Origin of the sequence: Kribbella sp. CA-253562 (assembly GCF_050942265.1) — a bacterium.
Classification (GTDB): domain Bacteria; phylum Actinomycetota; class Actinomycetes; order Propionibacteriales; family Kribbellaceae; genus Kribbella.
Window position 1 is genome coordinate 5,115,917 of record NZ_CP192049.1, and the last position, 16,456, is coordinate 5,132,372.

The following is a 16,456-nucleotide window of genomic DNA, read 5'->3' on the forward strand; positions in this document are numbered from 1 at the left end:
GTGGGCGACGAAGGGGCTTGGGGGATGACAGCAACGGAGCGGCCGACCGCGGGTACCGGCCCGGAGTCCGACGATCCCGTCCTCGCCATGCGGTTCGCCATCCCCAGCCCACCAAGGCTGTACGTCGAACGGCCACGACTCGTCGAACGTTTGAACCTCGGCGCCGAGCTGCCACTGACGCTGGTCAGCGCTCCGGCCGGCAGCGGCAAGACCGCCTTGGTCGCTGCGTGGGCGGCGCAGCGCCAAGCCGCCGGACACCGCACCGCCTGGGTCACCTTCGAGGAGCAGGACGTGCCGGCCACCGTGTTCTGGCCGCACGTCCACGAGGCACTCCGCCGTCAAGGACTGGATGTCGCGGCGGCGTACCACCACACCGCCGGCGGGCGCTCGCGCATGCTCACCGATCTCGCCACCGTACTGGCCCGGCAGACCGAGCCGGTGACCCTCCTGCTGGACGGCTACGAGATCGCCACGGCGGAGGAGTCGAGCGCCGTCGACTTCCTGCTGCGGCACAGCGATCAGCGTCTTCGGGTCGTGATCCTGACGCGCGTCGATCCGGTGCTGCCGCTGCACCGCTACCGGCTGGCCGAGATCGTCACCGAGCTCCGGATGGCGGAGCTGGCCTTCACCGTGAGCGAGACGTCGGATCTGGTGGAGCTCTTCGCGATCGGCCTGAGCGACGACTCGATCGAGGTCCTGACCCGGCGTACCCAGGGATGGGCTGCCGGTCTGCGCTTCGCCGCCATGTACCTGGCCCGGCAGGACGATCCCGACGCGGCCGTGGCCCGACTGGCCGGCGACAGCGGCAACATCGCCGAGTACCTGATGGCCGAGGTCCTTCAGACGCAGTCGTCCGAGGTCCGGTCGCTGTTGCTGTCCACCAGTGTCGTGGACGTTCTCCAGCCGGGGCTGATCGAGGAGCTCGGCGGACGGTCGGCCGGGCGCACCCTCGCCTCGTTGGCCGGCGCCAACGTGCTGGTCGAGCCGCTGCCGGACCGGCCGGGCTGGTTCCGCTACCACCCGTTGCTTCGCGATCTGCTGCGCGCCGAACTGGCGCACACCTCGCCGTCGCGCCAACGGCGGCTCTACAAGAAGGCGGCGGACTGGTACGCCGAGCACGGCTTCCTCGGCTCCGCCGTCGCGCTCGCCGCCACGGTGGGAGCGTGGAGCGACGTCTCGGCGTACGTCGTGAACGATCTGTCGATCGGCGACGTCCTGCTCGGCCAGGACACCAGCGGGCTCGACCAGGACCTGCGGAGGATCCCGGGCGACCTCGACGATCCGCGGGCCTGCGTCGTCCGGGCCGCGCTGGCCCTGGTCGACTGCGACACGGACCGGTGCGCCGAGGAACTGGGGCTGGCCGATGTGCCGGACCACGACCCGCTGGTCGGAATGTCGGTGGGCATCGTCCGGACCGTGCGATCGGGTCTGCTGGACGACCCACGAACCGTCCAGCTCGCCGACCTGACCCAGCACGAACTGACTTTGCTCGAGCGGGACAAGGTCAGAGCACATCCCGAGCTCACCGCGCTGCTGCAGGCCACCAAGGCCCGAGCGCTGCTGTACGACGGCGAACTCGCGCAGGCCAGAGCCGTCCTGGTCGCGGCAGCACGCGCGGAGGTACCGGGCTACGAGGCGCTGACGATCGCGTTCCTCGGCTATCTCGCCCTGATCGACTCCTTCCAGGGCGATTTGCGGTGCGCGTGCGAGTGGGCATCGCGGTCGGTGGCCCTGGCCGAACGGACCGGCATGTTCGCCGGCGGTCACCCACCGGCGGCCGAGATCGCCTTGGCCCGGGTGGCCGTCGAACGTCAGGACCTGCGGGCGGGCCGTGAGCACGTCCGCGCGGCGATCGACGCGTACGACGAATGCGACGAACCTGTCCTGCAAGCGTTGTCGGCCGTCGTACAGGCACGCCTGCTGCGCTCGGGTGGAGACCTCGACCAGGCGATCGAGCTGCTGCTGGGAGCCGCTGATCAGCCGAACGTCAGAGCCGGGTGGCCCGCCGAGCCGCTGCAGGTGGAAGCGGCCATGCTGAAAGTCGTTCAGGGCAAGCCCGACGAGGCAATCGACCTGATCGAGCGCGTGAGGCCCTCCGACGACACCGCCGGCTCGCTGGTGCTCGGGCACGCGCACCTGCAGCAGCAGAACTGGGACGGCGTCGCGGAGGCCGCGACCGTCGTCCTGGCCCGAGACCACGGCGTACCGCTCCAGACCAGGGTGGGCGCACGGCTGCTCGACGTCGCACACAAGCTGTACGCCGGACAGCCGGGACCGGCGAGAACCGCGCTCGACCACGCGCTGAGCCTGGCCGAACCGGAGGGGATGCGCCGCCCGTTCCGGGAGGCCCCCATCACCGTCCGGCACCTGCTGGAGACCGATTCGCGGCTGGCCGGCCGGAACGCCTGGCTCGGATCCGTCCTCGGTCCGCGCCACCAGGCGCTCGTCCCCCGCGCCCCGGTTCACGCGGGCGAGCCGTACATCGAACCGCTCACGGCCAAGGAGACCGAGGTTCTCGGTCACCTGTCCGACCTGCTGACCACCGAGGAGATCGCGCTGGCGATGTTCGTCTCGGTGAACACCGTGCGCACCCACATCCGCAACATCCTGCGCAAGCTCGCCGTCTCGCGCCGCAACGAGGCGATCCGCCGGGCCCGCGAACTCAGCCTGATCCCGAACTGAGCCCGGCCTGGCTCGTCCACCGGGGATGAGGACGGGACCGCACGAGCTGATCAGGCTGGTGGCATTCGTCCGACGCGACGCAGCGGTGCGGTCACGGAGGGGCCCGTGGGAGAGTGGATGTTGCCCGTCGTCGCCGTGCTGCTGATCGGCCACGGCGCCGTCTCGGCGCGGCTCGCGACAACCGTGATCACCCAGGCCATGGTGTTCGTCGCCCTGGGGCTGCTGATCGGCAACCGGGCCCTCGACGTGGTCGACCTCGAGGCGGCCAACCAGTTCGTCCGGCATTTGGCGGAAGCCACCCTGGCCCTCGTCCTGTTCACCGACGCGGTCCGCATCGACCTGGGCAGGCTTCGGCGCGAGGCTCTCGTTCCGGCCCGGCTGCTCGGGGCCGGGCTGCCACTGACCATCGTGGCTGGTACGGCGGCCGGCCTGGCGCTGCTTCCGGACCTGACGTTCTGGACGGCGGCCGCGCTGGCCATCGTGCTGGCCCCGACGGACGCCGCGCTGGGGCTCCCGGTCGTCAGCAACCCGCGGCTTCCGTCCCGGATCCGGCAGGGTCTCAACGTCGAAAGTGGCCTGAACGACGGCGTCTGCGTCCCGCTGCTGATCATCTGCCTGACGATCGCCGAAGCCGAGGAGGGCGCCGCGCACATCGAACCGGTCCGGGTGATCCTGGAGGAGATCGGCTTCGGCGCTCTCGGGGGTGTCGTCGCCGGGGTTGCCGGAGCCTTCGCCGTGCGAAGCTTCGCCGCCCGCGGCTGGATGACGCCGACCTGGCAACAGATCACCGCGATCGCCACGCCGCTGCTCGCCTACACGACAGCGAGCGCCGTGGGCGGCAGCGGGTTCATCGCCGCGTTCGTCGCCGGCATCACGTACGGCGTGGTCGCGGGAGCCACCGCCGAGCCCACGACCGCGCTGGCCGAGCAGTCCGGCACGCTGTTCAATGCCGTCACCTTCCTGCTGTTCGGCGCGGTGCTGCTCGGGCCGGCCATCGGCAAGCTGGACTGGCGGATCGCGCTCTACGTGCTGCTCAGTCTGACCGTCGTACGGATGCTTCCGGTGGCGCTGGCGATGACCGGCACCGGCCTGCGGACGGTGACCGTCGGCTTCCTCGGCTGGTTCGGACCGCGCGGCCTCGCCTCGATCGTGTTCGTGCTGCTCCTGGTGGAGCAGACCGATCTCCCCGAGCGTCCACTGATGCTCACGGTGGTCACCTGGACGGTGGCGCTGTCGGTGCTCGCGCACGGCCTGACGGCTCTGCCCGGCGCCGACCGCTACGCCGACTGGTACACCGCGCGCACCGAGAACCACCCGTCGATGCCAGAGACCGCACCGGCGGCCAGCCAACGCACCACGACCAAGGAGCCAAGACAGTGACTCAAGGAGCAGCAGCATCGCACTACGACGCCGCCGGCGAGCAGCACGAGGTCAGCAGCTGGGCGGTCGGATTCATCCTGTTCGCCGGTGTCATGATGATCATGGCCGGAACCTTCCAGGTCTTCGCCGGCCTGGTGGCCCTGTTCGAGAACGAGTTCTTCGTTGCCACCCGCAACTACGTCTTCCAGTTCGACGCCACCGCGTGGGGCTGGATCCACCTGCTCGGTGGCGTCGTGGTGGCGGCGGCCGGACTCGCGGTGATCGCGGGCCAGACCTGGGCCCGGGTGGTCGGCATCGTCCTGGCGGGCCTGAGCGCCCTGGCCAACTTCGCGTTCATCCCGTACTACCCGTTCTGGGCGCTGACCGTGATCGCCATCGACATCTTCGTGATCTGGGCGCTGGCGGCGCACGGTCGCGACGTCACCGCCTGACCCGTCCGGCCAACGGCCCGCTCCGGTTCTTCGGAGCGGGCCGTTGGGGTGCTGGATCACGAGCAGCGCCGACCGGTCACGGGCGTCTCTGCGCGCTCAGCGCGGCCTCCACGGTCGGATACAGGTGCGTGAGCCGTTCGTCGCCGCCGGCACGTCGCAGCACATCGCGGACCTGGCCGATGTCACGGGCCAGCAGCAACCGCGTCCCGTTCGTCTCGAGGTCGCGCGCCAGCTCGACCAGCATCTGCGCGGCCGTGACGTCGACGAACGGGACCGTCTCGGCATCCAGCACGACCGCCCGGTACTCCCCCGCCGAGACCAGCGAGCGAATCCGGTCGCGCACGTGGTCGGCGTTCGCGAAGAACAGACCGGACTCCACCCGGACGACCAGCACGCCCGGCTCGGTGACGGTGTCCGGGTGGCGGTCGCGGTCGACCCACACCCGAGCGCTGTCGCCGGCATGCCCGAGCACCGCCACGTTAGGCCGGGAGGCGCGGTACAGCAGGAGCAGCATCGACACCCCGATCCCGATGAACAACCCCGGCAGGGTGTCGAACAGCAGCACGCCCAGCAGCGCGGCGATCGCCGCACCGAAGTCGATCCGCGCCGCGGCTCCGTAGATCGTGGCCAGACGCCCGGTCCACAGCCGGTACAGCCTGGCCAGCGCCGGGAAGTCCACCAGCTCGATCACGGCGGCGATCACGACAGCGGCCAGCGTCGCCTCCGGAAGCTGCTCGAACAGCCCGGTCAGGAACAGCAGCGTGACGACGGTGAGACCGGCCACGACCAGGCCGGAGATCTGCGACCGCGCTCCGGCCGCGCCGTTGACGGCGGTCTTGGACAGGCTGCCGTTGACGACCATGCCCGAGGACAGTCCGGCGCCCAGGTTCGCCGCACCGAGTCCGAGTAGCTCCCGGTTCGGGTCGACGTCGTAGCCCGCCTTGGTCGCGTAGGTCTTGGCGGCGCCGAGACCTTCGGCGAAGCCCACCAGCGCGACCCCGAACGCACCGCCGGCGAGCGCCAGGTAGTCGGCCGCGGAAACATCCGGTACGCCGTACGACGGAAGGCCGCCCTTGATCTGCCCGACCACGGCGACCCCGTGATCCTCCAGGCCGAACACGACCACCGCGAGCACTCCGAGGACGACGGCGAACAGCGAGGCCGGCAGCAGCGGGACGTACCGCTTCAGGCCCAGCACCACCAGCAGCGACACCAGGCCGACCCCGAGCGTCCAGCCGTTCGTGGCGCCCAGCTCGGTGACCAGGTCCCAGATCTTCTCGAAGAAATCGCCCTCCCCCTTCGGCACCCCGAACAGGCTCGGCAATTGACCGGCGATGATGGTCAGCGCCAGGCCGACGATGAAGCCCTTGAGCACCGGCTCGGAGATGAACGACGCCAGGAAGCCCAGTTTCAGCAGCCCGGCGACGATCGCGATCACGCCGACCACGATCGCCAGCGCAGCGGTGGCCGCGACGTAGCCGTCGCCGCTGACCCCGATCACCGCGGCGACCACACCGGCCGACAGCGCCGCGGTCGCCGACATCGGGCCGACCACCAATTGCCGGGAGCTGCCGAGTACGGCGTACAGGAGCAGGGCGGCCGGTGCGGCGTACAGACCGACCACGGGTGGCGCGCCCGCGATCGACGCGTACGCCAGGGATTCGGGGACGAGCACGGCCCAGACCGTGAGACCGGCCAGGACGTCGCCCCGCAACCACTTGCGCTGGTACCCACGCAGCGACGGGAACACTGTCGGCGCCGTCATAGCGGTGTCCTCTCGGAGACGATCGAGCCGGATCATCAGCCTGTCCGACCGGCCCGGCCGGATCGTCACCCCCGTGGGATGAGCCAGGCGAGCGTGGACCGAGGTCATCCGGCAGGGGTGAGCACGGGGCCCGCGATCGCGGGTGACAGTGGACCGGTCACCCGCGACGCAAAGGAGCCTGCCATGGCGGAGAAGCCCAACATCCTCGTGATCTGGGGCGACGACATCGGGATCACCAACCTCAGTTGCTACAGCGACGGCCTGATGGGCTACCGCACGCCGAACATCGACCGGATCGCGGCCGAGGGGATGCGCTTCACCGACTCCTACGGCGAGCAGTCCTGTACGGCGGGACGCGCGTCGTTCATCACCGGGCAGAGCGGCTTCCGGACCGGCCTGACCAAGGTCGGCATGCCGGGCTCCCCGGTGGGACTGCAGCACGAGGACCCGACCATCGCCGAGTTGCTCAAGAACCACGGCTACGCGACCGGTCAGTTCGGCAAGAACCACCTGGGCGACCGCAACGAGTTCCTGCCCACGGCGCACGGTTTCGACGAGTTCTTCGGCAACCTCTACCACCTCAACGCCGAGGAGGAGCCGGAACTCCCGGACTACCCGGACGCCGAGCGGTTCCCCGAGTTCCGCTCCCGCTTCGGTCCGCGCGGTGTCCTGCACACCTGGGCGACCGACACCGACGACGACAGCGAGGACCCCCGCTGGGGACGGGTGGGCCGCCAGCGGATCGAGGACACCGGGCCGCTGACCCAGAAGCGGATGGAGACCTGCGACGACGAGTTCGTGGCGGCGGCCAAGGACTTCATCACCCGCCGGCACGAGGCCGACGAGCCGTTCTTCTGCTGGGTCAACACGACCCACATGCACTTCCGGACCCACACCAAGCCGGAAAGCCTCGGGCAGGCCGGGCCGTGGCAGTCGCCGTACCACGACACGATGATCGACCACGACCGCAACGTGGGCGAGCTGCTCGACCTGCTGGACGAGCTGGGCATCGCCGACAACACGTTCGTGATGTACAGCACCGACAACGGGCCGCACATGAACTCCTGGCCCGACGGCGCGATGACCCCCTTCCGGGCCGAGAAGAACACCAACTGGGAGGGCGCGTTCCGGATCCCGATGATGGTCCGCTGGCCCGGCCGGATCCCGGCCGGCGTGGTCTCCAACGAGCTGGTGCAGCACCACGACTGGCTGCCGACGTTCCTGGCCATGGCCGGTGAGCCGGACGTCGTCGACAAACTGCAGCAGGGACACGAGGCGGCCGGCAAGCTGTTCCGGGTCCACATCGACGGCTACAACCTGCTGCCCTACCTGACCGGTGCGGAGGAGAAGAGCCCGCGCAAGGGCTTCATCTACTTCAGCGACGACGGCGACCTGGTCGCGTTGCGGTACGAGCACTGGAAGCTGGTGTTCATGGAGCAGCGGCTGCCGGGCACGCTCGGAGTCTGGGCCGAACCGTTCGTGACGCTGCGCATCCCGAAGCTCTACAACCTGCGCACCGACCCGTTCGAACGGGCCGACATCACGTCGAACACCTACTACGACTGGCTGATCGACCGCGCGTACCTGGTGATCGCGGCCCAGGCGATCGTGGTTCCGTTCCTGGCCACCTTCAAGGACTTCCCACCTCGCCAGCGCGCCGCCAGCTTCACCATCGACCAAGCGCTGGAGAAGATGGAACTCGCTGCGACGGCGGGCGCGCACTGACGTGGACCCGACGATGACAACCGACGGCACTCTCGCGTCCTGGCGCGACACCGCGACCAGGACGGCGATCGTGGAGTTCGTCGAGTCCGCGACCGGTCCGGGCGGTCTGCCGCCCGAGGACCGGGTCGCGGTGTTCGACAACGACGGCACGCTGTGGTGCGAGAAGCCGATGCCGATCCAGGCCGACTTCCTGCTCCGCCGGATCGGGGAGATGGCGCAGGCCGACCCTTCCCTGACCAGTCGCCAGCCCTGGAAGGCTGTCGCGGCCAAGGACTACGGCTGGCTCAACCAGGCGATCGTCAAGCACTACGAGGGCGACGACACCGACCTGAAGGTGATGGCGGCCGGGCTGCTCGGCGCGTACGCGAACATCACCATCGAGCAGTTCGACGCGATCGCCTCGGAGTTCCTGGCCACCGCCCGGCACCCGTCCCTCAACCGGCCGTACGCCGCGTGCGTCTACCAGCCCATGGTGGAGCTCCTCGACTACCTGGCCGCGAACGGCTTCACCTGCTACATCGCGACCGGCGGCGGGCGCGACTTCCTCCGGGTCGTCAGCCAGGAGCTCTACGGGATCCCGCCGGACCGCGTGATCGGCAGCTCGGTCGACCTCGAGTACCGCGAGGACGGCGACACCGGGCAGCTGATGCGCACCGCGGCGCTGGACGTCTTCGACGACGGACCAGCCAAGCCGGTGCGGATCTGGAGCCGCACCGGCCGACGCCCGGTCGTTGCCGGTGGCAACGCCAATGGCGACCTCCAGATGCTGCAGTTCGCCGGGACCGCCGACCGACCCGGCCTGCGCCTGCTGGTCCTGCACGACGACGCCGAGCGGGAGTTCGACTACACCCGCGGCGCCGACCAGGTCCTCGACCGCGCGAAGACCCGCGGCTGGACGGTGGTCAGCATGAAGGACGACTGGACGGTGGTGTTCGGATGACGACGCGGGCGACGACCGGTTCACGACGCGCCGCCGACGCGCCGTACGACGCGATGACGTGGATCGCGGCCGGGACCTTCCGGATGGGCTCCGACGACCACTACCCGGAGGAGCGACCCGCCCATCAGGTCACCGTCGACGGGTTCTGGATCGACCAGCACCCGGTGACCAACCGTCAGTTCGCCAGGTTCGTGCAGAAGACCCGTCACGTCACGGTCGCCGAGCGGGTGCCGGACGCCGCCGACTATCCCGGCGCGAAGCTGGAGCTGCTCGTCCCCGCCTCCACGGTGTTCGTCAAGCAGGACCACCCGGTCGACCTGCGCGATCCGTACAACTGGTGGACGTACATCCCGGGTGCTGACTGGCAGCACCCGCAAGGACCCGGGAGCTCGATCAAGAACCGTCCCGACGACCCTGTGGTGCACGTCGCCTGGGAGGACGTCACGGCGTACGCGGACTGGATCGGCAAACGGATCCCCACCGAGGCCGAGTGGGAGTTCGCGGCCCGCGGTGGGCTGGACGGCGCGACGTACGCGTGGGGCGAGGAGTTCGCGCCCGACGGCCGGCACCTGGCCAACACCTGGCAGGGCGAGTTCCCGTTGGACAACACCCGCGCCGACGGGTACGAGGGAACCTCCCCGATCGCCACCTATCCACCCAACGGGTACGGCCTGTACGACATGATCGGCAACGTCTGGGAGTGGACCAGCGACTGGTACGCCGCGCACACGGAGACAGCGCACGCCTGTTGCACCGTCACCAACCCCCGCGGCGCCGACCAGGACAGCAGCTACGACCCACGGCAGCCGGTCCGGATCCCCCGGCGGGTGACCAAGGGCGGCTCGCACCTGTGTGCGCCGAACTACTGCCGCCGGTACCGGCCGGCGGCCCGGATGGCGCAGCCGATCGACACGTCCACCTCGCACCTCGGCTTCCGCTGCGTCGCCTGACCGGCCCTCATCCCCGCAGGGTGAGGCAGCCCGCGAACGATCGAGGACACCATCCAGGTGCGGCCCGCGGCCGGTCCCGGCCGGCGGACGCACCGAGAGGAGATGCCGAAGATGGCTGCGAATCAACGTGGAATGGCGCTGGCGGGCTTCGTCGCGTTCGCGGGTGCGATGCTCATGGTGACCGGGCTGATCAACGTCTTCCAGGGCCTGGTCGCTCTGGTCGCCGACGACCGGCTGGTGATGACGCCGGACGACCTGGTCGTCGTGGACGTGACCGCCTGGGGCTGGGTCCTGATCGTGTCCGGGCTGCTGCTGATGGCTGTCGGCGGCGGCGTGCTCTCGGCCGTGTCCTGGGCCAGGTTCGCCGCGATCGTGGTCGTCGGTCTGCACGCGGTCACTCAGGTCGCGTGGCTCGGTGCCTACCCGATCTGGTCGTTGCTGATGATCGCGCTCGACACCGTCGTACTGTTCGCGCTGATCGCGCGGTGGTCCGACGTCCGGGACCGGCTCGGCGGAGTCGGCGACGCGCCGTGGCACGTCGCGGAGGGCACCGACTACACGGTGGCCTCCGCCCGACGCATCCCCCCGATGGGCTGATGATGGCCAGGCGACAGGCGGCCGGGTGGCTGACGATCGCGACGGCCGCGGCCGCCATCGCCGGCGGCTGCGCGACGACATCCTCCGCCCCACCGGCGGGACCGGCCACCGACGTCCCGACCACGCAGCCGACCCTGGTCGGTGGCACCGTCAACGCCGCCGACCATGCGGAGATGAAGAACGACGAGCGCGGCGCCGTCACGGCGGTCGACACCTTCTGGCGGCGCTACTTCACCGAACAGGCCGGGCAGCCCTATCAGGGTCCCCGCGTGGCCGGCTCGTACGTCGGGACGAACGGCCCACCGTGCGGAGGCGAACCGGAATCCGTGCCGTTCAACGCCGTCTACTGCCTGCCCGGCGACTTCGTGGCCTGGGACGACAACCTGATGATGGCCGGCTACAGCCAGATCGGCGACGCGTGGGTCTACTTGATCATCGCGCACGAGTGGGGCCACGCGATCCAGGCGCGGCTGCGCGAGGACCGGGTCTCGGTCGCGGCGGAACTCCAGGCCGACTGCCTGGCCGGCGCGGCGCTGCAAGGGGCGGCCGACGAGGGCCTGATCACGGCCGAACCGGGCGACAGCGACGAGATCGCCGCGACGCTGGCCGCGGTCGCGGACGACTATCCCTGGACCGACGTGAGCGATCACGGCAACGCCGAGGAGCGGACGTCCGCGTTCAACACCGGCGTCAAGGGCGGCGTGCGGGCCTGCACCTGAGTCCCGGCTGAGCCGGGGGTTCCCGGCTCGGCGGTTTCCCTGCTTGGTGGAGGTTCCCGGCTCGCCCGGGTTTGATCCCGGCTCAGGAGGCTCGGCGCCAGGTGTCGCCGACGTACGGGAGCGGATTGCCGGAGGCCCTGGCGCCCGAGGCGAGCCAGGCGGCCAGGCCCTGCGGCGATCGCCGGTGCAACTCGTCGAGGTACTGCTGCCGCCGCTCGACGACGGCCAGCCGCTCCGCCGCCGAGCGAGCCGCTTCGAGCTGGACGAAGCTGCGGCGCCAGGCCAGGCACAGCGCCTCGTCGTCGAGCGACCCGGCGTCCGGCAGCGGACCGGTCATGGGCGGTACGGCGCGTCGCATCGGTGGCACAGCGACGTTCGGTACGCCGAAATCCGGCCGGACCGGCGACGGACCCCGATCAGCGGCCCGGCGAGTCCGGACCAGCGAGGTGAACCCCGGTGTGGTCACCGCCAGCGCCAGCACGACCAGGAGGCCGGCGAACCCGAAGACCGCCAGCAGGCCCATGGCGGCCGGCGCGAGAACCGCGGCCGCCAGCGCGACCCGAGCGATCCTCGACGCCGCCCGCCGGACGTCCTCCGCCCAGACCGCCGAAGCGATGGCGCCCACCGCCAGTGCGAACAGGACCCCGCTGGCGAGAGCCGCGAGCACTCCCCACGTGACGATCGTGCACACGAGCCCAACGGTGGTGGCCAGGTAGAGGCAGAACGACCGGATCGTACGGTTCATGCCGCGGGCTTGTTCACGACCGAGCGGATGTAGTCCTGGCGCACCTGCTCGCGCCGGGCTTCCTCCTGGAGCTCACGCTCCTGCATCGAGTCACCGCGCGCCAGCAGGTAGACCAGGACGCCGAACAGCGGCAGCAGCACGACCAGCAAGGTCCAGCCGGCCTTGCCCGCCCCGGACAGATCCGCGCTCCGGAAGATGTCCCGCAGGATCGAGAGCAGGCAGCTGATCCAGGCGATGAACAGGAAGAACCAGAGGATCGTGAAGAACATGCCGAGCAGCGGGTAGTCGTCCATGAGGCACCCCTTTCGTGGGCGGCGCGGGGGCACCCGGGCCGCAATCAGATGGTCGTCCCGCCGTCCCGCCCCGGCCTCATCCTCTCCGGATGAGGCAGTGCGGTGCGGCTCGGCGAAGGCTGGAGCCGGTGTTCCATCGTCGGGAAGAGGGACCGCACATGTCGCACTCCACGAAGGCCGGGCAGGGCGGCGCCGCGCCGCAGACCTGGTCGCAGGGCGTTCAACCCACCCGGATGACCGGGTGGGTCGGCTGGATCGCCTTCGCCGGCGTCATGATGACGCTGCTGGGCACGTTCCACGTGATGCAGGGACTCGTTGCCCTGTTCAAGGACGAGTACTTCCTGGTGGGTCAGTCCGAGCTCACGATCCACATCGACTACACCGCCTGGGGCTGGATCCACATCGTCGGTGGCCTCGTCGTCGCCGCGGCGGGATTCGCCCTGTTCGCCGGCAAGGTCTGGGCCCGCGTGGTCGGCGTCGTCGTGGCGATGGTGAGCGCGATCGTGAACGCCGGCTTCCTCGCGGCGTACCCGATCTGGTCGGTCACCATGATCGCGATCGACCTGCTGGTGATCTGGGCGCTGACCGTGCACGGTCACGAAGTCACCGAGTAGCACGACCGAAAGGGCCAGAACATGGACACGGACGTCAGCTGGAAGTTCCTGGTCGTACGCGGGGTGATCGGCATCGTGTTCGGGATCCTGGCCGTCGTCTGGCCGATCTCGACCGCGACCGCGCTGATGGTGTTGTGGGGCGTGTGGGTGCTGGCCGACGGGATCGGCGCGCTGGTGCAGGCGTCCAGGCCGGAGTCCGCGGGGACCCGGCTCGGGTCGGTGGTGCTGGGCGTCGCCGCGCTGATCGCGGCGTTCTTCGCGATCTTCAGCCCGCAGGTGGCGGCGGAGACGCTCACCTGGATCGTCGGCATCTGGCTGATCCTGCGCGGCCTGTTCGAGGCAATAGTTGCCTTCAGCACCCGGTTGCCGGGACCCCGCTGGCTGGTTCTGCTCAGCGCGGTCCTGTCCATCCTGCTGGGCGTGTTCTTCGTCGCCAACCCGGGCCGGGGCGCCGTCGGCATCGCCGTCCTGCTCGGCATCATCGCGCTCACCTGGGGAGTCGTGTACGTCGTGGCCGGGCTGCTCACCCGGCGCGAGCTCGCCGAGGCTGCCAGTCGTAGATGACCGACGTCCGCAGTACGACGTCCTGCGCCGACCGAGGACTCCGGCCACCGGCGCACAGCAGGAGCCCGATCGGGAACAGGGCACACAGAACGGCCCGCAGGACAGCGATGTGCGGCCTGACCCTGCCACCGCGGGAGCCGACCACCCGCAAGCCCATCACGTGACAGCCGTACGTGCGCCCGGTGATCGACCACGCGAAGGACAGATAGCCGACGAGAACGACCAGCGCGGTGGTCACAGCGGGCAGCGGCGACGCTTCGGTGAACCGGAAGCTCCGCGGGTCGACCAGGAACAGCAGTCCGTTGACGGCCAGGTAGCCGGCCAGCAGCAGCGCCAGCACGACAACCGCGTCGATCGCGCCCGCCGCCGCACGGGTGACCAGTCCGGCCCGCCGGCCCTGGTACGGCCGGGCTTCCCGCGGGACCGGCGAGATGCGCTCGTCCATCGTCACGGTTCCGGGACGACCGCGTCTTTCCGGCTGAACGGACGCCGCAGCCGACCCACCGCCCGGCCGACCGCCTCGTCGCCCGAGATGCCCTGCATTCGGACGCCTTGCACGGTGTCGGACGCCACGGAGCTAGTGGACTCGCGGACGATCTCGGCCACGTCCACCCGGGCCAGCGTCGCGGCCACGGCCGACGGCACGATCACGTCGAGCGCGGCCGACACCTGGCGCACCAGGTCCGGACGGTGGCTGTGCCCCTGGCGTGCCATCGCCACCAGCAACGTGTCCAGCTGATACCGCGCCGGCACCATCGGAGGCCGGAGCACGACACCGGCGACCGGCTTGGCAATCCGGTGCATCCGGCGGCCGACCGCACGGACCGAGGTCAGCGCCAGGACGGAGGCCCCCACGGCCAGGTCGATCACGACGATCGGCTCGCGGGTCGCGGCCGGTACGTCCGCGGGATGCTCGGAGGGCTCTGGGCTGCTCACCGCCCCAGGATCGTCGCCGGACGCCGCCGCCGGCATCATCCCGCGAGGACGAGACCAACGCCGTACGGCGCGTGGTACAGCTGGCCAATGACGACTGAGCGCACCGATTCGCCGCAGGTCGATGTACCAGGCAACGGCCTCGCGGACCTCCGCACCGCGCGCCGCGTGGTCGAGCGCGGAGTCCGGCCGCTCGCGAGTTCGGTGGACGGGATCGGCTTCGAGTTCCAGACCTCGCTGGACGATCTCGCGCTCCAGATCGGCGGTCACGTCGTTCTCGAGACCGGTCCGTCCCCGCGGCTGGGACAGATTCTCAGCCTGCGGATCGCGCGGGTGGAGGCCGCGGAGGTCGAACCAGGGGCCCCGGCGGCGTTGCACGTCCGGACCGCCCAGGGCGAAGGGATCGTGCTCGACGACGAATCGACGCCGTTCCACGACGTCCTCGTCCGTCCTGCGCGGCCGGACGAGGTCGGTACCTGGCTGGCCGGCAACCGGCCGCGGCGCGCCGTGCTGGAGATCGGTGAGCACCTGCTCGCGCCCGGCGTACCGGCAACGCTCGACGCCGGCGGGTTCAACCGGCACACCTTCCTGTGCGGTCAGTCCGGGTCCGGCAAGACGTACTCGCTCGGCCTCGTGCTCGAACGCCTGCTGGTCGAGACCGAGCTGCGGATCGTCGTACTCGACCCGAACTCCGACTACGTCAAGCTGGCCCGAACCAGAGCCGGGGTCGACCCCTCGGTCGCCGATCGCTACTCGGCGGCGGCGCGCGGCATCGCCGTCCGCGGGGCAGGGCCGGGCGACGACCGGATCCGGCTGCGCTTCGCCGAGCTCGACCCGGCCGGGCGGGCGGCCGTGCTCCAGCTGGATCCGATCGCCGATCGCGAGGAGTACAGCGCGCTGTCGGCCCTGCTCGAGTCCAGCGAGCGTGGCAGCGCGTTGGACACCGGGCTCGAGGATTTCCTCACCAGCGAGCAACCCGGCGCCCGGGAACTGGGGCTGCGCGCGGCCAACCTCGGCGTACTCGACTGGTCGATCTGGGCTCGGGAACAAACCGGCTCATTGCTCGAAGAATTGGACAACCACCGCTGCCTGATCGTGGACCTGGGCTCGCTCGACACCCCGGCCGAGCAGAGCGTCGTCGCGGAGGCGGTGCTGTCCACGCTGTGGCGCCGCCGGGCGCGCCGTCAGCCGGTCCTCGTGGTGATCGACGAGGCGCACAACGTCTGCCCGGCCGCGCCCCAGGACGCGGTCACGGCGCTGGCGGCCGACTACGCCACCCGGATCGCCGCCGAGGGCCGCAAGTTCGGGCTGTACCTGCTGCTGTCCACCCAGCGTCCGCAGAAGGTCCAGGAGAACGCCCTGTCGCAGTGCGACAACCTGATGCTGATGCGGATGAACTCCGCGGCTGATCTGGAGTTCCTGAGGGCCGTGTTCTCGTTCGTGCCCGCCGGTCTGCTCGAACGCGCCTCGGCCTTCCGCCAGGGGCACGCCCTGATCGCCGGCAAGGTCCAGCCCCACGCCGGCTACGTACGCTTCGGAGCCCGAACCGCCGAGGAAGGCGGGGCCGACATCCCCATCGACTGGGCGGCCTCCCGCTGACGATCCCCGGCTCGACCAGACCGATCGCGCGCTGGCCTCAGCCGGAGTTCCTCATCGGCCCCATCGCCAACGCGCGGTCCTGCGCTCGCGATGCGAGCTGCACCAGCGCCTCGTCGGAGACGAATTCGACAACGACCGGCTGGTCCCCGAGTCTCTTCACCTCACCGGTCCGCGCCAGGCGCGCGTCCGCCAGACGGTCCATCGGAATGATCTGATTGCGGAACATCAGCGGCGCCTTGCTCCACACGAGAACGTCCCGAACCCAGCGGCCCGAACCCCGCTTCCACTTCCCGCCGACACCGTCCAGTGCGCCACTCACCACCCTGATCGACCCGGCGAACTGCCCAGGCTGCCGTTTCAGCCACCGCCGCCGCCCGAACACCAGCACGGCCAGCGCAATGACGGTGGTCAGATTGACCCCCAGAACCAGCAGCAGCGCGATCAACATGCCCGCTCCTCTTCCGATGCCAGGTTCCTCTTCCCGGTCCGCGTGACCACTCGGCGCAGGCAGTGGCGAGT

At 70.3% G+C, this 16,456-nt stretch carries 17 protein-coding genes; 11 read left to right on the top strand and 6 right to left on the bottom strand.

Features of this window, described 5'->3' with window-relative positions; genetic code table 11:
- Nucleotides 1–24 precede the first annotated feature (24 nt).
- The 3 genes from ACQPXM_RS24140 (at nucleotide 25) to ACQPXM_RS24150 (ending at nucleotide 4,493) form a co-directional block, all read left to right on the top strand.
- Complete coding sequence (locus tag ACQPXM_RS24140; RefSeq protein WP_432936993.1) at nucleotides 25–2,682, top strand: LuxR C-terminal-related transcriptional regulator; 2,658 nt, start codon at nucleotides 25–27, stop codon at nucleotides 2,680–2,682.
- Between the two features lie 105 nt (nucleotides 2,683–2,787).
- Complete coding sequence (locus tag ACQPXM_RS24145; RefSeq protein ID WP_432936996.1) at nucleotides 2,788–4,062, top strand: cation:proton antiporter; 1,275 nt, start codon at nucleotides 2,788–2,790, stop codon at nucleotides 4,060–4,062.
- Nucleotides 4,059–4,493: a DUF7144 family membrane protein gene (locus tag ACQPXM_RS24150; protein ID WP_432936998.1), complete on the top strand. Its 435-nt coding sequence runs from the start codon at nucleotides 4,059–4,061 to the stop codon at nucleotides 4,491–4,493. The genes ACQPXM_RS24145 and ACQPXM_RS24150 overlap by 4 nt, the downstream gene beginning before the upstream one ends.
- Before the next feature lie 76 nt (nucleotides 4,494–4,569).
- On the opposite strand, the gene ACQPXM_RS24155 is transcribed toward ACQPXM_RS24150, so the two are convergent.
- Complete coding sequence (locus ACQPXM_RS24155) at nucleotides 4,570–6,258, bottom strand: SulP family inorganic anion transporter (RefSeq protein WP_432937000.1); 1,689 nt, start codon at nucleotides 6,256–6,258, stop codon at nucleotides 4,570–4,572.
- Nucleotides 6,259–6,441: 183 nt separating this feature from the next.
- On the opposite strand from ACQPXM_RS24155, the gene ACQPXM_RS24160 reads away from it, so the two are divergent.
- The 5 genes from ACQPXM_RS24160 (at nucleotide 6,442) to ACQPXM_RS24180 (ending at nucleotide 11,189) form a co-directional block, all read left to right on the top strand.
- A complete protein-coding gene (locus ACQPXM_RS24160) occupies nucleotides 6,442–7,983 on the top strand; it encodes an arylsulfatase (protein WP_432937003.1) in 1,542 nt (513 codons plus the stop codon).
- A gap of 13 nt (nucleotides 7,984–7,996) precedes the next feature.
- A complete protein-coding gene (locus tag ACQPXM_RS24165) occupies nucleotides 7,997–8,923 on the top strand; it encodes an HAD family hydrolase (RefSeq protein ID WP_432937005.1) in 927 nt (308 codons plus the stop codon).
- Nucleotides 8,920–9,873, top strand: a complete 954-nt coding sequence (locus ACQPXM_RS24170; protein WP_432937008.1) for a formylglycine-generating enzyme family protein — start codon at nucleotides 8,920–8,922, stop codon at nucleotides 9,871–9,873. The genes ACQPXM_RS24165 and ACQPXM_RS24170 overlap by 4 nt, the downstream gene beginning before the upstream one ends.
- A 111-nt stretch (nucleotides 9,874–9,984) precedes the next feature.
- Nucleotides 9,985–10,470 carry a DUF7144 family membrane protein gene (locus tag ACQPXM_RS24175; protein WP_432937011.1) on the top strand — a complete coding sequence of 162 codons (486 nt, stop codon included), beginning with the start codon at nucleotides 9,985–9,987 and terminating at the stop codon, nucleotides 10,468–10,470.
- The gene (locus ACQPXM_RS24180) at nucleotides 10,470–11,189 is read left to right on the top strand and encodes a neutral zinc metallopeptidase (protein WP_432937014.1); all 720 of its coding nucleotides are present in this window, start codon (nucleotides 10,470–10,472) and stop codon (nucleotides 11,187–11,189) included. Before ACQPXM_RS24175 ends, ACQPXM_RS24180 begins: the two co-directional genes overlap by 1 nt.
- 82 nt (nucleotides 11,190–11,271) lie before the next feature.
- Here the strand turns inward: ACQPXM_RS24180 and ACQPXM_RS24185 are convergent, their stop codons facing one another.
- Both ACQPXM_RS24185 and ACQPXM_RS24190 read right to left on the bottom strand, forming a co-directional pair.
- Nucleotides 11,272–11,934, bottom strand: coding sequence for a hypothetical protein (locus ACQPXM_RS24185; protein WP_432937016.1), 663 nt, complete (start codon nucleotides 11,932–11,934; stop codon nucleotides 11,272–11,274).
- On the bottom strand, nucleotides 11,931–12,227 hold the full coding sequence (locus tag ACQPXM_RS24190; protein ID WP_432937019.1) for a PLD nuclease N-terminal domain-containing protein: 297 nt from the start codon (nucleotides 12,225–12,227) through the stop codon (nucleotides 11,931–11,933). Before ACQPXM_RS24190 ends, ACQPXM_RS24185 begins: the two co-directional genes overlap by 4 nt.
- A gap of 158 nt (nucleotides 12,228–12,385) precedes the next feature.
- Here ACQPXM_RS24190 and ACQPXM_RS24195 point away from each other — a divergent pair, with 158 nt between their 5' ends.
- Together ACQPXM_RS24195 and ACQPXM_RS24200 are read left to right on the top strand one after the other, a co-directional pair.
- Nucleotides 12,386–12,841, top strand: coding sequence for a DUF7144 family membrane protein (locus ACQPXM_RS24195; RefSeq protein ID WP_432937022.1), 456 nt, complete (start codon nucleotides 12,386–12,388; stop codon nucleotides 12,839–12,841).
- A gap of 21 nt (nucleotides 12,842–12,862) precedes the next feature.
- Nucleotides 12,863–13,405, top strand: coding sequence for an HdeD family acid-resistance protein (locus tag ACQPXM_RS24200; RefSeq protein WP_432937024.1), 543 nt, complete (start codon nucleotides 12,863–12,865; stop codon nucleotides 13,403–13,405).
- Here the strand turns inward: ACQPXM_RS24200 and ACQPXM_RS24205 are convergent.
- Entirely contained in the window at nucleotides 13,365–13,850 is a 486-nt protein-coding gene (locus tag ACQPXM_RS24205; protein WP_432937026.1) for an RDD family protein, read from the bottom strand. The two genes, ACQPXM_RS24200 and ACQPXM_RS24205, sit on opposite strands and share 41 nt — an antisense overlap.
- Nucleotides 13,851–13,852: 2 nt before the next feature.
- Nucleotides 13,853–14,341, bottom strand: a complete 489-nt coding sequence (locus tag ACQPXM_RS24210) for a hypothetical protein (protein ID WP_432937028.1) — start codon at nucleotides 14,339–14,341, stop codon at nucleotides 13,853–13,855.
- An 87-nt stretch (nucleotides 14,342–14,428) separates the two neighbouring features.
- Here ACQPXM_RS24210 and ACQPXM_RS24215 point away from each other — a divergent pair, with 87 nt between their 5' ends.
- Entirely contained in the window at nucleotides 14,429–15,937 is a 1,509-nt protein-coding gene (locus ACQPXM_RS24215) for an ATP-binding protein (protein WP_432937031.1), read from the top strand.
- A 37-nt stretch (nucleotides 15,938–15,974) separates the two neighbouring features.
- Here ACQPXM_RS24215 and ACQPXM_RS24220 read toward each other — a convergent pair whose 3' ends face one another.
- Nucleotides 15,975–16,385 (bottom strand): hypothetical protein, encoded by a 411-nt coding sequence (locus tag ACQPXM_RS24220; RefSeq protein WP_432937033.1) that lies wholly within the window; start codon nucleotides 16,383–16,385, stop codon nucleotides 15,975–15,977.
- Between the last annotated feature and the right edge of the window lie 71 nt (nucleotides 16,386–16,456).

Bases quoted from the DNA above. Each gene is read 5' to 3' on its own strand.
- ACQPXM_RS24140 (WP_432936993.1), top strand. From the start codon at position 25: ATGACAGCAACGGAGCGGCCGACCGCGGGTACCGGCCCGGAGTCCGAC.
- ACQPXM_RS24155 (WP_432937000.1), bottom strand. From the start codon at position 6,258: ATGACGGCGCCGACAGTGTTCCCGTCGCTGCGTGGGTACCAGCGCAAG.
- ACQPXM_RS24160 (WP_432937003.1), top strand. From the start codon at position 6,442: ATGGCGGAGAAGCCCAACATCCTCGTGATCTGGGGCGACGACATCGGG.
- ACQPXM_RS24165 (WP_432937005.1), top strand. From the start codon at position 7,997: ATGACAACCGACGGCACTCTCGCGTCCTGGCGCGACACCGCGACCAGG.
- ACQPXM_RS24170 (WP_432937008.1), top strand. From the start codon at position 8,920: ATGACGACGCGGGCGACGACCGGTTCACGACGCGCCGCCGACGCGCCG.
- ACQPXM_RS24175 (WP_432937011.1), top strand. From the start codon at position 9,985: ATGGCTGCGAATCAACGTGGAATGGCGCTGGCGGGCTTCGTCGCGTTC.
- ACQPXM_RS24180 (WP_432937014.1), top strand. From the start codon at position 10,470: ATGATGGCCAGGCGACAGGCGGCCGGGTGGCTGACGATCGCGACGGCC.
- ACQPXM_RS24185 (WP_432937016.1), bottom strand. From the start codon at position 11,934: ATGAACCGTACGATCCGGTCGTTCTGCCTCTACCTGGCCACCACCGTT.
- ACQPXM_RS24190 (WP_432937019.1), bottom strand. From the start codon at position 12,227: ATGGACGACTACCCGCTGCTCGGCATGTTCTTCACGATCCTCTGGTTC.
- ACQPXM_RS24195 (WP_432937022.1), top strand. From the start codon at position 12,386: ATGTCGCACTCCACGAAGGCCGGGCAGGGCGGCGCCGCGCCGCAGACC.
- ACQPXM_RS24200 (WP_432937024.1), top strand. From the start codon at position 12,863: ATGGACACGGACGTCAGCTGGAAGTTCCTGGTCGTACGCGGGGTGATC.
- ACQPXM_RS24205 (WP_432937026.1), bottom strand. From the start codon at position 13,850: ATGGACGAGCGCATCTCGCCGGTCCCGCGGGAAGCCCGGCCGTACCAG.
- ACQPXM_RS24215 (WP_432937031.1), top strand. From the start codon at position 14,429: ATGACGACTGAGCGCACCGATTCGCCGCAGGTCGATGTACCAGGCAAC.
- ACQPXM_RS24220 (WP_432937033.1), bottom strand. From the start codon at position 16,385: ATGTTGATCGCGCTGCTGCTGGTTCTGGGGGTCAATCTGACCACCGTC.